This is a genomic window from Amycolatopsis sp. NPDC023774 (genome assembly GCF_040639695.1).
Classification (GTDB): Bacteria; Actinomycetota; Actinomycetes; order Mycobacteriales; family Pseudonocardiaceae; genus Amycolatopsis.
Map to the genome: position 1 here is coordinate 25430 of NZ_JBFAAJ010000032.1, position 14369 is coordinate 39798.

At 71.2% G+C, this 14369-nt stretch carries 13 protein-coding genes and 1 pseudogene; 9 read left to right on the forward strand and 5 right to left on the reverse strand.

Annotated elements, in window-relative coordinates; genetic code table 11:
* Nucleotides 1-76 precede the first annotated feature (76 nt).
* The 8 genes and pseudogenes from AB0F91_RS38860 to AB0F91_RS38895 all read left to right on the forward strand — a co-directional run bounded on the left by AB0F91_RS38860 (nt 77) and on the right by AB0F91_RS38895 (nt 10143).
* Nucleotides 77-1381 carry an amino acid deaminase gene (locus AB0F91_RS38860; protein WP_360606070.1) on the forward strand — a complete coding sequence of 435 codons (1305 nt, stop codon included), beginning with the start codon at nt 77-79 and terminating at the stop codon, nt 1379-1381.
* Entirely contained in the window at nt 1381-2976 is a 1596-nt protein-coding gene (locus tag AB0F91_RS38865; protein WP_360606073.1) for a D-aminoacylase, read from the forward strand. Before AB0F91_RS38860 ends, AB0F91_RS38865 begins: the two co-directional genes overlap by 1 nt.
* Nucleotides 2973-4364, forward strand: a complete 1392-nt coding sequence (locus AB0F91_RS38870) for a gluconate:H+ symporter (RefSeq protein WP_360606075.1) — start codon at nt 2973-2975, stop codon at nt 4362-4364. The genes AB0F91_RS38865 and AB0F91_RS38870 overlap by 4 nt, the downstream gene beginning before the upstream one ends.
* 38 nt (nt 4365-4402) lie before the next feature.
* Complete coding sequence (locus AB0F91_RS38875; protein ID WP_360606077.1) at nt 4403-5545, forward strand: lactonase family protein; 1143 nt, start codon at nt 4403-4405, stop codon at nt 5543-5545.
* Between the two features lie 72 nt (nt 5546-5617).
* Nucleotides 5618-6909: pseudogene (locus AB0F91_RS38880) on the forward strand (extracellular solute-binding protein).
* Nucleotides 6909-7865, forward strand: coding sequence for a sugar ABC transporter permease (locus AB0F91_RS38885; RefSeq protein WP_360606079.1), 957 nt, complete (start codon nt 6909-6911; stop codon nt 7863-7865). The pseudogene AB0F91_RS38880 and the gene AB0F91_RS38885 overlap by 1 nt, the downstream one beginning before the upstream one ends.
* Nucleotides 7856-8752 carry a carbohydrate ABC transporter permease gene (locus tag AB0F91_RS38890; RefSeq protein WP_360606081.1) on the forward strand — a complete coding sequence of 299 codons (897 nt, stop codon included), beginning with the start codon at nt 7856-7858 and terminating at the stop codon, nt 8750-8752. Before AB0F91_RS38885 ends, AB0F91_RS38890 begins: the two co-directional genes overlap by 10 nt.
* A 2-nt stretch (nt 8753-8754) precedes the next feature.
* Complete coding sequence (locus tag AB0F91_RS38895) at nt 8755-10143, forward strand: beta-N-acetylhexosaminidase (RefSeq protein WP_360606083.1); 1389 nt, start codon at nt 8755-8757, stop codon at nt 10141-10143.
* A 3-nt stretch (nt 10144-10146) separates the two neighbouring features.
* On the opposite strand, the gene AB0F91_RS38900 is transcribed toward AB0F91_RS38895, so the two are convergent.
* The 3 genes from AB0F91_RS38900 to AB0F91_RS38910 form a co-directional block, all read right to left on the reverse strand.
* Nucleotides 10147-10575 (reverse strand): hypothetical protein, encoded by a 429-nt coding sequence (locus AB0F91_RS38900; protein WP_360606085.1) that lies wholly within the window; start codon nt 10573-10575, stop codon nt 10147-10149.
* Nucleotides 10576-10969: 394 nt separating this feature from the next.
* Nucleotides 10970-11155: a hypothetical protein gene (locus AB0F91_RS38905; RefSeq protein ID WP_360606087.1), complete on the reverse strand. Its 186-nt coding sequence runs from the start codon at nt 11153-11155 to the stop codon at nt 10970-10972.
* A 285-nt stretch (nt 11156-11440) separates the two neighbouring features.
* The gene (locus AB0F91_RS38910; RefSeq protein WP_360606089.1) at nt 11441-11692 is read right to left on the reverse strand and encodes a hypothetical protein; all 252 of its coding nucleotides are present in this window, start codon (nt 11690-11692) and stop codon (nt 11441-11443) included.
* A gap of 125 nt (nt 11693-11817) precedes the next feature.
* Here AB0F91_RS38910 and AB0F91_RS38915 point away from each other — a divergent pair, with 125 nt between their 5' ends.
* Entirely contained in the window at nt 11818-11994 is a 177-nt protein-coding gene (locus AB0F91_RS38915; protein WP_360606091.1) for a hypothetical protein, read from the forward strand.
* A gap of 12 nt (nt 11995-12006) precedes the next feature.
* Here AB0F91_RS38915 and AB0F91_RS38920 read toward each other — a convergent pair whose 3' ends face one another.
* Nucleotides 12007-12675 (reverse strand): response regulator, encoded by a 669-nt coding sequence (locus AB0F91_RS38920; protein WP_360606093.1) that lies wholly within the window; start codon nt 12673-12675, stop codon nt 12007-12009.
* Nucleotides 12672-14291, reverse strand: coding sequence for a sensor histidine kinase (locus AB0F91_RS38925; protein WP_360606095.1), 1620 nt, complete (start codon nt 14289-14291; stop codon nt 12672-12674). The genes AB0F91_RS38920 and AB0F91_RS38925 overlap by 4 nt, the downstream gene beginning before the upstream one ends.
* Between the last annotated feature and the right edge of the window lie 78 nt (nt 14292-14369).

The window sequence follows — 14369 nt, forward strand, 5'->3', positions numbered from 1 at the left end:
CTACACCTAGGTCGCGCATTTTGCGCAACGCCCATTGCATAATACGCAACCATGTTCGGCCCCGAGGTCTGAATCGATGAACAATTCCGAGCACGCCGCCCTGACCGTCGCCGTCCGCGCGGGCCGGGAAGAGAAGATCGACTGGCGCTTCCGCTCGATCGCACCCGCCCTCGCCGGCCTCACCCTCGACGAGGCCGCGGCCCAGCGCGCGAACCTGTTCACCGACGGCTTCTTCGGCCCGTTCGTGGTGCTCGACGCCGCGGCGCTGGAACACAACCTCGCCACGATGGCCGCGTGGTGCGCCGGGCACGGGGTCGCGCTCGCGCCGCACGGCAAGACCACGATGGCGCCCGAGCTGTTCGCGCGCCAGCTCGAGCACGGCGCTTGGGGGGTCACCGCCGCCAATGCCGGACACCTGCGCGTCTACCGGGCGTTCGGCGTTTCGCGGATCCTGCTGGCCAACCAGCTCGTCGACCCGGCAGGCCTGCATTGGCTCGCGGGCGAGCTGGCTGCGGACCCGGCGTTCGAGTTCGTGTGCTGGGTCGACTCCGTGCGCGGGGTCGAGCTGATGACCGATGCGCTGGCCGGGTCCGTGCGTCCGGTCGACGTGCTCGTGGAGCTGGGCGGGGCCGGCGGCCGGACCGGCGTGCGCGACCCGGAGACGGCGCTGGCCGTCGCCGAGGCGGTCGCGAAGAGTCCCGCGCTGCGGTTGCGCGGGACCGGCGGCTACGAGGGCGCGCTGTCGCACGACACGGACGAGGCTGCGCTGACCAAGATCAGTTCCTATGTGGACACCCTGCGCGACTCGGCGATCGCGTTCGCGGACCGGGGTCTGCTCGCCGAGGGCGAGGTCTACGTGACGGCCGGCGGCAGCGCGTACTTCGACCGCGTGGCCCAGGAGCTCACGAAACCGTGGCCGGACGGCATGGCCGTGCTGCCGATCCTGCGCAGCGGCGCCTACATCACGCACGACGACGGTTTCTACCGCGAGATCTCGCCGCTCGGCGTGCACCCGCGGCTGGCCGGTGTCGAGCCCTTCCACGCCGCGTTGCACGCGTGGGCCCAGGTCACCTCGAAGCCCACGCCCGAGCTGGCGCTGCTCACCGCCGGCAAGCGCGATCTGCCCTACGACGAGGGCATGCCGGAGCCGCAGCTGCTGCGCAAGAACGGGGCCAACGCCGAGCTGGCCGGCCACGCCGTGACGAAGCTCAACGACCAGCACGCTTTCCTGGCACTGCCCGCGGACTCCCCCGTCGAGGTCGGCGACTGGGTTCGGCTCGGGCTTTCGCACCCGTGCACGACGTTCGACAAATGGCCGCTACTGCCGGTGGTGGACACCGACGGCGAAACCGTCGTCGACTTCGTGCGGACGTGGTTCTGATGGACCTGGTGGTCCGTGGCGCCCAGGTCGCGGACGGCACCGGCGACCCGCTGACCCGCCAAGACGTCGGGATCACCGGCGACCGCATCACCGAGGTCGCCGGACCCGGCTCGCTCATGGGCACACGCGTGCTCGACGCCGACGGGCTCGTGCTCGCGCCGGGGTTCATCGACATGCACTCGCACTCCGACCTGCAGCTGCTCGCCAACCCGGACCACCTCGCGAAGGTCTCGCAAGGCGTGACCACCGAGGTGCTCGGCCAGGACGGTCTCTCGTACGCGCCGGTGGACGACATCGTGCTCGAGACACTGCGCCGGCAGCTCGCGGGCTGGAACGACGACCCGGCCGGCTTCGACTGGAACTGGCGCTCGGTCGGCGAGTACCTCGACCGGCTCGACCGCGGCGTCGCCGTGAACGCCGCCTACCTCGTGCCCCAGGGCACCGTCCGAATGCTCGCCGTCGGCTGGGAGAACCGGCCGGCGACCGAGCCCGAGCTCGACCGGATGAAGGAACTCGTCGCGACCGGGCTCGAAGAAGGCGCTTTCGGGCTGTCCTCGGGACTCACCTACACGCCAGGCATGTACGCGGACACGGCCGAGCTCGTCGAACTGTGCCGCGTGGTCGGCGAGCACGGCGGCTACTACAGCCCCCACCACCGCAGCTACGGCAAGGGGGCGCTGGAGGCGTTCGCCGAGATGGTCGACGTCTCGCGCCGCGCGGACTGCCCCCTGCACCTCGCGCACGCCACGATGAACTTCGCCGTCAACAAGGGCAAAGCGCCGGAGCTGCTGAAGCTGCTGGACGACGCCCTCGACGCCGGCGGCGACATCACCCTCGACACCTACCCGTACCTCCCGGGCGCCACCTACCTGTCGGCGCTGCTGCCGAGCTGGGCCACCGAGGGCGGGCTCGACGCGACGCTCGCGCGACTGTCCGATGCGGACACCCGCGAGCGGATCCGCGTCGAGATCGAGGAGACCGGCTCGGACGGCGCGCACGGCGTGCCCATCGACTGGTCCGGCATCGAGATCAACGGCGTGCGCCGCCCGGGCAACGCCGGTCTCGTGGGCCACAGTGTCGCGGCATCCGCCTCTGCTCAAGGAAAAACGCCCGCCGAGCTGTACTTCGCCACGCTGGTCGACGAGCGGCTGGGCACCTCGTGCCTGATGCACATCGGCCACGAGGAGAACGTGCGGGCCATCATGCGCCACCGCACCCACACCGGCGGTTCCGACGGCCTGCTCGTCGGTGACCGGCCGCACCCGCGGGCCTGGGGCACGTTCCCCCGTTACCTCGGCCGCTACGTCCGTGAACTGGGCGTGCTCGGGCTGGCCGACTGCGTCGCGCACCTCACCGGGCGCGCGGCGCGGCGGCTGCGCCTCGCCGACCGGGGCCTCGTGCGCCCCGGGTACGCGGCCGACCTGGTGTTGTTCGATCCCGCCACGATCACCGACACCGCCACGTTCGAAAACCCGAGACAGCCCGCCAAGGGGATCTCCCACGTCTTCGTGAACGGCGTCGCCGCGATCGAGGACACCCACCCCACCGGCGCCCTCGCCGGCCATTCCCTTCGTCACCCCGGGAGGGGCCGATGATCCACTGGGTGCAGACCACGACCGGCGGTCTGCTCACGCTCGCCGCGGTTTCGATCGCCGTCCTGCTCGTGCTCATCATCAAGGCCAAGGTCGAGCCGTTCATCGCGCTGATCGTGGTGGGTGTGCTCACCGCGCTGGCCGCCGGCCTGCCCGTGGGCACGCTGGTCGGCACCGCGCAGAAGACGTCGGACTCGCTGCTGGAAAAGGGGTTCGGCAGCATCCTCGGGCACATCACGGCGATCATCGGCCTCGGCACCCTGCTGGGGTCGATCCTCGAACGCTCCGGCGGCGCCCGCGTGCTGACCTCGGCTCTGCTGCGCGCGTTCGGCGAGAAGCGCGCACCGCTCGCGATGGGCGTGTCCGGCTTGATCTTCGGCATCCCCGTGTTCTTCGACATCGGCATCTTCGTGCTCGCGCCGCTGGTCTACGCGGCAGCCAAGCAGGGCGGGCGCTCGATCGTGCTCTACGCGATGCCCCTGCTGGCGGGCCTGTCGATCACGCACGCGTTCATCCCGCCCCACCCCGGGCCGGTCGCGGCCGCCGGGCTGCTGCACGTGGACCTCGGCTGGCTCATCCTGATGGGCGCGATCTGCGGCATCCCCGCGTGGTTCGTCGGGGGCATCCTCTACTCGACGTGGATCGGCAAGCGCGTGAACGTGCCACTCGCCGAGGAGTTCGCGAAGCTCGCCGGTGACGATGACGAAGAAAACCCGAACCCGCCCTCGCTGAGCCTGGTCAGCGGCATCATCGCGATCCCGCTCGTGCTGATCCTCGTGGGCACGTTCGGCAGCATCGTGCTGCCGAAGAACTCCGGCGCCGCCGCCGTCGCCGCATTCCTGGGCACCCCCGCCATCGCGCTGACGATCGCGACACTGCTCGCCTCGTGGCTGCTGGGCCGCCGCCGCGGCATGACGGGCGCGGACCTGGCACAGCTGTCGGCGAACGCGCTGCGCCCGGTCGCGATGATCCTGCTGGTGGTGGGCGCGGGCTCGTTCTTCGGGGCCGTGCTCTCGGCGACCGGCATCGGCAAGGCCGTGGCCGGCTCGCTCGGCGACGCGGGCCTGCCGGTGATCCTCGCGGCCTACATCATTAGCTGCGGCATGCGCGTCGCGCAGGGCTCGGCGACCGTCGCGATCGTGACCACCAGCGGCATCGTCGCGCCGACGGTAGTGGACCTGCACTACTCGCAGCCGCAGCTCGCCCTGATCGTGATCGCGATCTCCGCGGGCTCGATCATCGCCTCCCACGTGAACGACGGCGGGTTCTGGATCGTGTCGCGGTACTTCGGCCTTTCGGTGCCGCAGACGCTCAAAACGTGGACCGCGCTCGAAACAGTCCTTTCCCTCAGCGGTTTCGCCGTGGCAGCATTGATCACGGCTGTGGTCTGAACCACGCTCTGGTTCCCTCACCGTTGGGAGAAACCTCGATGGCCGGACTTTCCCGTCGCACGTTCCTCGGCGCCGCGGGCGCCGCCGGACTCGGCACCGTGCTCGGCACCCAGCTCGCGAGCGCCGCACCCGCCGGGTGTCCACGAGACGCGGGACCGGTCGCGTACGTCGGCAGCTACACCAGCACCCCACCGGCCGGGCACGGCCTCGACGTGGTGGGCCGCACGGGCACCGCGCCCGCGCTCACCCCGGTGCGCACCGTGGCCGGTGTGCCCGACGCGTCGTGGTTCGACCGCAGCCGCGACGGCCGCACCCTCTACGTGACCGACGAGGGCGATCCGAACGGCGCCGTCTCCGCCCTCGACGTCACCACGGCTTCCAGCCCGAAGCTGCTCAACTCCGTGTCGTCGGAGGGCAGCGCACCGACGCACCTGTCCGTGCACAGCAGCCAGAAGTACGTGCTGGCGGCCAACTACGGTTCGGGCAGTGTGGTCGTGCTGCCGGTCCTGGCGGGCGGCAAGCTCGGCCCGGCCACCGACCTGCAACAGCACCAGGGCGCGGAGCGTGACGCGCACGCGCACCAAGTGGTGAACGACCCGACCGGCCAGTGGGTGCTGTCGGTGGACCTCGGCGCCGACTCGGTCTACGTGTACTCGCTCGACACCGGCAACGGGAAACTCGTGCTGCATCAGCAGGTCACGCTCCCCTCCGGCGCGGGGCCGCGGCACCTGGTGTTCCACCCGAACGGCCGCCACGCCTACCTCGCGCAGGAGCTGCGGCCGGAGATCACGGTGCTGTCCTGGGACGCGGCGGCGGGCAAGCTCACGCCGCTCGCGGTGGTCCCGGCGGTGCCGGCCGGCAGCACCGGCGACCTGTTCCCCGGCGAGATCGCCGTGTCGAAGGACGCGAAGTTCGTCTACGCGACCGTGCGCGGCCCGAACACGATCGCCACGTTCTCCGTCTCCGGCGGCGGCACCACGCTGAAGCTCGTGTCCGGTGTGGACACCGGGGGCAACTGGCCGCGCCACGTCGCGCTCTCGCCCGACGAGCGCTGGTTCTACGTGTCCAACCAGCGTTCGGGCACGGTCACCTGGCTGCCGCGCGACCCGGCCACGGGCCTGCCCGGCGCGGTCGCCGGCTCGCTCGCCGTGCCTTCGGTCAACTCCGTTTTCTTCGCCTGACCCGGCGTTGCCTGCCGGCGGCGGACCGACCGGTCCGTCGCCGGCAGGCCCCTACCCTCTGGGAGCTCAACGATGAGAGTGCGTCGTACGTTCACCGCCATCAGTGTCTCCGCGGCGCTGGCCCTGCTGGCCGGCTGCGCGCCCACCCAGTCGGCCCCGGCGGCCGCGGGCGGGGACGACCAGACCGGCACGCTGCGGATGTGGCTGTTCGACGAGGCCAGCCGCGCGCCGAAGGAAGCGGCGGTGGATGAGGCCATCACCGAGTTCAAGGCCGCGCACGCCGGCGTGGACGTCGACGTGCAGTGGGTCCCGGTCGAGGGCCGCGCCGACAAGTTCTCCGGCGCCTTCAACGACCCGTCGAACGCGCCCGACGTCGCCGAGTTCGGCAACACCGACGTGGCGAGCTACGCCCAGACCGGCGCGCTCAGCGACCTCACCGGCGACATCTCGTCCTGGAGCGAGGGCAAGGACCTGCTGCCCTCGGTGCTCGACACCGCGAAGTCGGGCGGCAAAACCTACGGCCTGCCCTGGTACACCGGCATCCGCGCCCTCTACTACCGCACCGACGTGTTCACCGAGCTGGGTCTCAAGCCGCCGACCACCCTCGCCGAGCTGACCGACGACGCCCGCAAGATCCACGCCGCCAAGCCCGACCTCTACGGCATCTCGACCGGCGGCAAGTACACCTACGCGCTCCTGCCGTTCGTCTGGGCCAACGGTGGCGACGTGGCCAAGCAGGACGGGGGCAAGTGGGCGTCCACTGTGGAAGCCCCGCAGGCGAAGGCTGGCATCACCGCGTACGCGAACCTGCTCAAGGACGACATCTGCCCGCCGGCCGCGTGCGCGAACCTCACCGGCACGCAGAGTGTGACAGCGTTCGCCGGCGGCAAGGCCGGGATGACCATCGGCGGTGACTTCAACCGCAAGGCCGTGGAGCAGGGCGCGGTGAAGGGCAAGTACGCCGTGGTCCCGCTGCCCGGTACCACGCCGGGTTCGGTCGCGCCCGCGTTCGCCGGCGGCAACCTGCTGGGGGTGTTCGGCGCGAGCAAGCGCCACGGGGTCGTGTGCAGTTCGCGGAGCTGCTGGCCGGGGCGAAGTACCAGGAGAAGATGTACAACGCCATGGGCAACCTGCCCACGCTGGAGAGCGTGCAGAAGAAGCTCGCGGCGAGCGACCCCACGCTCAAGCCGTTCGTGGACACCCTCGCCGCCGGCACGAAGTTCGTGCCGAGCACGCCCGGCTGGTCGAAGATCGACAGCCAGAACGTGCTGCCCACCGCGGTGCAGCAGATCGCGACCGGCGGCAAGGACGTCGACGGGGCGCTCGCCGACGCCACGGCGGCGATGAACAAGAACTTCGGCTGATGGTCACCCGGCAGCTGCCCGTGACCGTCGGAGCCCCGGTCGCGCCTCGTCGCGCGCGCCGGCCCCGGGATGGCCGGGCGGCGGTCCTCTACCTGCTGCCCGCGGGCATCCTGCTCGCGGCGCTGCTGGTGTACCCGATCTACCAGCTGGTGCTGATCTCGTTCTACGACTACGGGCAGCCCCAGGCCGCGGGCGCGGCGCCGCTGGTGTTCCTCGGTTTCGACAACTACGCCGCGCTGCTGCAGGACGTGCAGTTCTGGACCGTGCTCGCGAAAACCGTCGCGTTCGCCGCCGCTTGCGTGGTCGGCAGCCTCGTGGTCGGCACGGCGCTGGCGGTGCTGGCGTCGTGGGTGCGCGCGGTGCCTCGCACGCTGCTGTTCCTCGCGGCGCTCGGGGCGTGGTCGACGCCCGCGATCGCCGGCTCGTACGTGTGGCTGTTCCTTTTCGACACCGACTTCGGCCTGGTGAACGAGGTGCTCTCGGACATCGGCTTCACGGGCATGGCGCACCACTCCTGGACGTTCGGCACCTTCGGCGCGTTCGGGCTCGTGGCGGCCGAGGTGATCTGGTGCTCGTTCCCGTTCGTGCTGGTCACGATGTACGCCGGGATCAAGGCGATCCCGGAGGAGGTCCTCGAGGCCGCGTCGCTGGACGGCGCGTCGACGTGGCGCAGCACGTGGGCGGTCGTGCTGCCGATGGTGCGGCCGCTGCTGATGATCGCGACGATCCAGTCGATCATCTGGGACTTCAAGGTGTTCACCCAGATCTACGTGATGACCAACGGCGGCGGCGTGGCCGGGCGCAACCTCGTGCTCAACGTCTACGCCTACCAGCAGGCCTTCGCCGGTCAGGAGTACGGCCTCGGCTCGGCGATCGGAGTCGTGATGACACTGCTGCTCCTGTCGATCACCGGACTGTACGTCCGGTCCCAGCGCCGGAGCACGGCATGGCTGTGATCAGTTCACGGTCGTCCCTTTCGAAAAGCCCGGGCCGCCGGCGGGTGCGCCGCCCGGGCCGGCTCGTCGCGGAGACCATCACGGTCGTGGTGGCCGGGATCGTCGCGTTCCCGCTGTACTGGATGGTGCTCTCGGCGTTCAAGCCGGCGGGTGAGATCCAGACGGCGAACCCGAAACCGTGGACACTGGCCCCCTCGCTCGACAGCTTCCACCGCGTGCTCACGGTGTCGGGCTTCGGCCGGTTCTTCGTGAACAGCCTGGTGGTCGCGCTGGTCGTGGTGGTGCTGTCGCTGCTGCTGTCGTTCCTGTCGGCCGTGGCGCTCACGCGGTTCCGCTTCCGCGGCCGCACGGTGCTGCTGGTGATGATCCTCGTGGCGCAGATGGTGCCGGTGGAGGCCCTGACGATCCCGCTGTTCTTCCTGATGCGCCAGATCGGCGCGGTCGCGCCGGCGTTCGGGCTCAACGAGCTGGGCTCCCTGGTGCTGGTGCACCTGGCGTTCAGCCTGCCGTTCGCGATCTGGATGCTGCGCGGGTTCGTCGCGGCGGTGCCGGTGGAGCTGGAGGAAGCGGCGAAGCTCGACGGCGCGTCGCGGATGCGCTTCACGTGGCAGATCCTGTTCCCGCTGGTGGCCCCGGGCTTGGTCGCCGTGAGCGTGCTGGCGTTCATCCACGCGTGGAACGACTTCCTGTTCGCGAAGACGTTCATCATCTCGAAGACCGAGAACCAGACGCTGCCGCAGGCGATCCTCGTGTTCTTCAAACCGGAGGACACCGACTGGGGCGCGGTGATGGCGTCGTCCACCCTCATGACGATCCCGGTGCTGGTGTTCTTCGTGCTGGTGCAACGCCGGCTCGTCTCCGGGATGTCCGGCGCGGTGAAAGGCTGATCATGCCCGGGTTCGACACCCTGCTCCCCCGTCCCGTCTCCGTCACCGAGGTGCCGGGCGCGTGCCCGTGGCCGGCGCCGGTCACCGTGCGGCCGGCACCGGATCTGCCCGCCGAGGGTTACCGGCTGGCGATCACTCCGCGCGGCGTCACGCTGTCGGTCGCCGACGCCGCGGGCGAGGTGTACGGCCGGCAGACGCTGCGCCAGCTCGCGGGGCCGGACGCGTTCCGGGCGGCGTCGATCCGCTCGGGGCTGACGCTGCCGTGCGGTGTGGTGGAGGACCACCCACGGTTCGGCTGGCGCGGCTGTCTGCTCGACGTGGCGCGGCACTTCCGTACGAAGGCCGAGGTGCTGCGGTTCGTCGACCTGCTGGCGGCGCACAAGCTCAACGTGCTGAACCTGCACCTGACCGACGACCAGGGCTGGCGGATCGAGGTGCCGCGGTTTCCCCGCCTGACCTCCGTCGGCGGCTGGCGGCGTTCGTCGATGGTCGGTCGCCACGACGGCCCCGCACGCGACGGCCGTCCGCACGGCGGTTTCTACTCCACCGACGACCTGCGGGAGATCGTCGCGTACGCCGCCTCGCGAGCCGTGACGGTGGTGCCGGAGATCGACGTGCCGGGCCACGCTCGCGCGGCCATCGCCGCGTACCCGAAGCTCGGCCCCGACCCCGACGAGGGCTGGGAGGTGTGGACGTCCTGGGGCATCAGCACGTCGCTGCTGGCTCCGTCGGAGTCCACTTCGGACTTCTTCCGCACGGTGTTCGACCACGTGCTGGACGTCTTCCCGTCGCCGGTCATCGGCCTCGGCGGCGACGAGGTGCCGGGCGCGACCGAGGCCCACGGCCGGTTCGTCCGCGAGATCGCCGCGCACCTGGCCTCGCGCGGCCGGCAGGCCCTCGGCTGGGACGAGGTCCTCGACATCGACGACCTCCCGCCCATGGTGATCGGCGCCTGGCAGGACGAGGCGCGCGGCGAACTGGCGGCGTCGCGGGGGCACGACGTGGTGCTGTGCCCGGAAGACCGCGTGTACCTCGACCACCGCCAGTCCGACCACCCGGACGAACCCATCCCCGTCGGCTACCTGCGCACGCTGGAGGACGTCTACGCGTACGAACCGGCGTTGACCGGCCCGCACCTGCGCGGCGCCCAGGCCCAGGTCTGGACCGAGCACCTCGACACCGCCCGGCGTGTGGACTACGCGGCTTTCCCCCGGCTGAGCGCGTTCGCCGAGCTCGCGTGGAGTACCGGGCCCCGCGACTTCGCCGAGTTCCTGCCGCGGCTGCGCGACCACCAACTGCCGCGGCTGGACGCGCTGGGCGTGGAGTACCGGCCGCTCGACGGGCCGCACCCGTGGCAGACCCGGCCCGACGCACCTGGCCGCCCACGCTGAGTTCTAGCGCTGCCCGCGGTCCGGCGTGACCACGTGCGGCCCGGGCTTCCCCTCCGGCAGCGCGCGCACCGGACGGACACCCGTGGCCCACCACCAGAACGCCGCCCCGACCACCGCCACCAGCACCCCGCCGACCATCAGGACCACGGCGAGCCACACGACCGACGCCGAGAGCGCGGCCATGCCCCCGACCACGGCCAGCACTCCGGCGAAGTACACCAGCGCCCAGCCCAGCAGCGACTGCCGCACCTTCCGGGTAGCCGCGACGCGCAGCTGGAGCTCGGTGCCGCACCAGCCGCAGACAGCCGTCGCCGAGCCGTAGCCGGTCTCGGGCCGCCGGACGCCGAGCAGCGAGGTATGTTCGCCACCTTCGGCACTCCGCTCGTGCGCGAGGTGCCGCAGTCGCAGCCGTGGGCTCGGGTCTCGCTCCACCGATTTCCCCTTCGTCGGGCTGGTTCGCCAGTGACCGTAATGTCTCCCCGCCGCGACGTATAGATCGTTATACGCGAACAGTGGGCGAAAAGCCATCCGAGCGAAACCGGGTGATTCGCCCGTATCGCCGTGGTCACGGACGGCAGGCTCCTGCTGTCGATCACGGCGTGCAGGGGACAACGTGAAGAGAATCGGTGCGCTCGTCGGACTCGTGCTGCTCTCGCTGGCGTTGATCACCCGGCGGCGTCGGCGGCCCTGCAACCCGGCTACGGAGCGCTGACCATCGAGCCGGCGGACCCGAACCGGCAGTTCCGCGCCATGCCGTCGCTGCAATGGGCCGCCTGGCAGGACGCGACGGGCGCGGCCAAGCACCGGTTGATCCGCAGCTTCCTGGTCAGCGCCGACGCGACCGGCAGGTCAAGTCCCGCGTCGAGTACCGGGACGACGCGGGCCGCTGGCAGCCCGCGCTCGAAGCCGGATCCGGGAAGAAGCTGCAGGACTTGCCCATGGCCCAGTTCGCCATGGTGGCCAACGGCGTCACCACGGGCAGCGTGTACTCGGTGTTCGAAAGCCTCGGCACGGTGGACGCCTCAGGTCAGCGGTACTTCGTGCGCTGGACCACGGCCGACGGCGGTGCGAGCTGGCGGATCGGCCGGGCGAACCTCGACCTGGACGGGGCCATCATCCGAACCGGCGAAACCGGGCGTTTTTTCCAGGGCGTGCTCACGCTGCCCACCGGGGATCTGGTCGCGCCGTTCTACGCCGGGCAGGCCGACGGGCATTCGGCCGCCTACCTGCTCACGATGCCGAAGGGCGGCACCACCTGGACCCGCTCGGCCACCTCGTTCCTGTCCGCCGCTTTCAACTACAGCGAGTCCTCGGCCACCCGTCTCACCGACGGGCGGCTGCTGATGATCACCCGGCAGGACGACGATCCCACGTCCAAGGTCATCCACAGCCGGCTGCTCGGCCGGATCACCAACGGCCCCGTGAACTCCGCGGTGGACCTCAAGACCGCGAGCTGGGGCGCGGCCTTCGCGGTGAAGGTGCCGGGCGCACCCGACGCGAACGCGGTCCGCGGTGTCGCCCCGGTGGTGAACACGATGGAGGGCGGCATCCTGATGCTGGTCTTCGGCCGCCCCCAGCAACGGCAACGCGTTCAGCTACGACAGCGGCGCCACTTGGACCGCGCTGCACCGCTTCTACACCAACCAGCCCACCAACTGCACCAACCCCAACGGCGTGCACCCGTGCGACACCCTCGGCTCCAGGGGCTACATCGGGGTCGCCGTCACCGGGCCGCGCACCGCTACTTTCTACGGCGACAACTGCCAATCCGGCTGGGGCTGCGAAGCCGGCTGGTCGTATCCCAACGGCAAGGACAGCAAACTCTGGACGATGTCCGTGCGGCTCGCCTGACGGCGGCGAACCTCAGGCCGGGCCGTGGCGGTACCACACCTCGGGCCGCCCGACCTGGCCGTAGCGGGGTTCGCGGTGGGCCAACCCGTTGTCCGCCAGGTACTCCAGGTAGCGGCGGGCCGTGACGCGCGAAGCGCCGATCGCGCTCGCCGCGGCGGCGGCGGAGAGTCCGTCGGAGGCGGCGGCGAGGGCGGCGGTGATGGCTTCGAGCGTCTCGGCGCTCATGCCCTTCGGCAGGGCGTGCTGCTCGCTCGTGCGCAGCGTGGCGAGGGCGCGGTCGATCTCGGCCTGGCCGGTGACCTCACCCGAAGCCCGGTGGAACTCGGCGTAGCGCTCGAGCTTTTCCCGCAGCGTAGCGAAAGTGAACGGTTTCAGCAGGTACTGCACCACGCCCACCGACACCGCCGCCTTCACCAGCGCGAGGTCGCGCGCCGAGGTCACCGCGATCACGTCGATGGGCAGGCCGGCCGCACGCAGCGAGCGGCACACGGCGAGGCCGTGGGTGTCGGGCAGGTAGAAGTCGAGCAGGACCAGGTCGACGGGTTCGCGTTCGCAGAAGCGCAGCGCGTCGCCGCCGGAGTGGACCACACCGGCGACGCTGAAGCCGCCCACGCGCTCCACGTAGAGCCGGTGGGCCTCGGCGGCCACGGGCTCGTCCTCCACCACCAGCACGCGGATCACCGCAGCGCCTCCTGCCTCGGCAACCGGACCGTGAACACCGCGCCGCCGTGTTGTCCGAAACCGTCCCGGCCGACATCCACGCTGCCGCCGTAGCGGCGCACGGCCTGGACCACCAGCGCGAGCCCGAGCCCGTGGCCCTCGCCTGCCTTCGTAGACCAGCCGCGGCGGAACATGTCCTCCACAGCTTCCTCCGGTACGCCCGCGCCGTTGTCGGCGACCCGCAGCAGTAACCCGTCCTCGTCGGTCCGGGCAGTGACGACCACGGCGGGCCGTCCGCCCGCCCCGTGCGCGGCGGCGTCGATGCCGTTGTCGACGAGGTTGCCGAGGATCGTCACGAGATCCCGGCCGGTGATCTCCGGGCCGAGGTCCTCGATCACCGTGTCGGGGGTGATCGTGAACTCGACGCCGCGTTCGCTCGCCTCCGCGGCCTTGCCGAGCAGCAGCGCCGCGAGCACGGGCTCGGACACGGCGCTCATCACGCGGTCGGTGAGTTCCTGGGCCAGGGCGAGCTCGGCCGTCGCGAACTCCACCGCGTCCTCGGGCCGGCCGAGCTCCACCAGGGAAACGACGGTGTGCAGCCGGTTCGCCGCCTCGTGCGCCTGCGACCGCAGCGCCTCCGCGAGCCCGCGGGCGGTGGTGAGCTCACCCGTCAACGTCTGCAGCTCGGTGTGGTCACGCAGGATCACCACGGTGCCCTGCGCGCGTCCGCCGGAGCGCACGACAGTGGTGCTGACCACCAGCACGCGCGTGTCGGTGAGGTGCAGCTCCTCGGTGCGCGTCTCGGCGGACACGAACGCGGCCACCAACTCCGGCGGCAGCCCCAGCTCGACCAGCGGCTGCCCCACGGGATCCGCGGTGAGACCCAGGAGCGTGCGCGCACCGTCGTTGCAAAGCCCGACGCGGCCGTCGCGCCCGACCAGCAGTACACCTTCACGGACGGAGTGCAGCACCGCTTCGTGGTACTCGAACAGGTTGCTGAGCTCACCGGGCGCGATCCCGCGCGTCTGCCGCTTGAGCCGGGCGCTCACGAGCCAGCCGCCGCACGCGCCGACGAGCAGCACCGCGGCCGCGACACCGGCCAGCAGCCACACGCGGTCGCGCAGCTCGGCGGAGATCGCGGCGATCGTGATGCCCACCGCCACGAGGGCGACGACGCGGTGGCTCGCATCGAACGCCGGCACGACCGCGCGGACGGAAGGCCCGAGCGAACCGGTGTAGGTCTCGGTGACCACGCCCCCGCGCTGGGCGGCGGCGATGTGGCCGAGAAACGGCTGCCCGATCAACGCCGGGTTCGGATGGGTGTAGCGGATCCCCTGCGGGTTCATGATCGTGACGAAGTCGACGTCGGCGTCGGTCTGCACCCGCACCGCGTAGGGCTGCAGCACGGCCGCGGGGTCCGGTGTGGACACCGCTCGGGCCACGCTCGGCGAGTCGGCGATCGCGTGGGCGACCGCCAGTGACTGGTCCCGCGCCCGGTCGGTCGTCGTGCGGCCGGCGTCGAGGTACGCGATGGTGATCCCACCGCCGACGAGAACGAGCAGCACCGCCAGCTGGAGGACCAGCAGCTGGCGGGCGAGGCTCCAGCGGCTCGTCCGGGTCCGGGTGGGGGCAGGCACGTGCTCATACCAGCACACGCGGGCGCGGGGCAACACCCGGGTGGTGCGACGACCCTCGCGTACCACCGTCCGAACCGG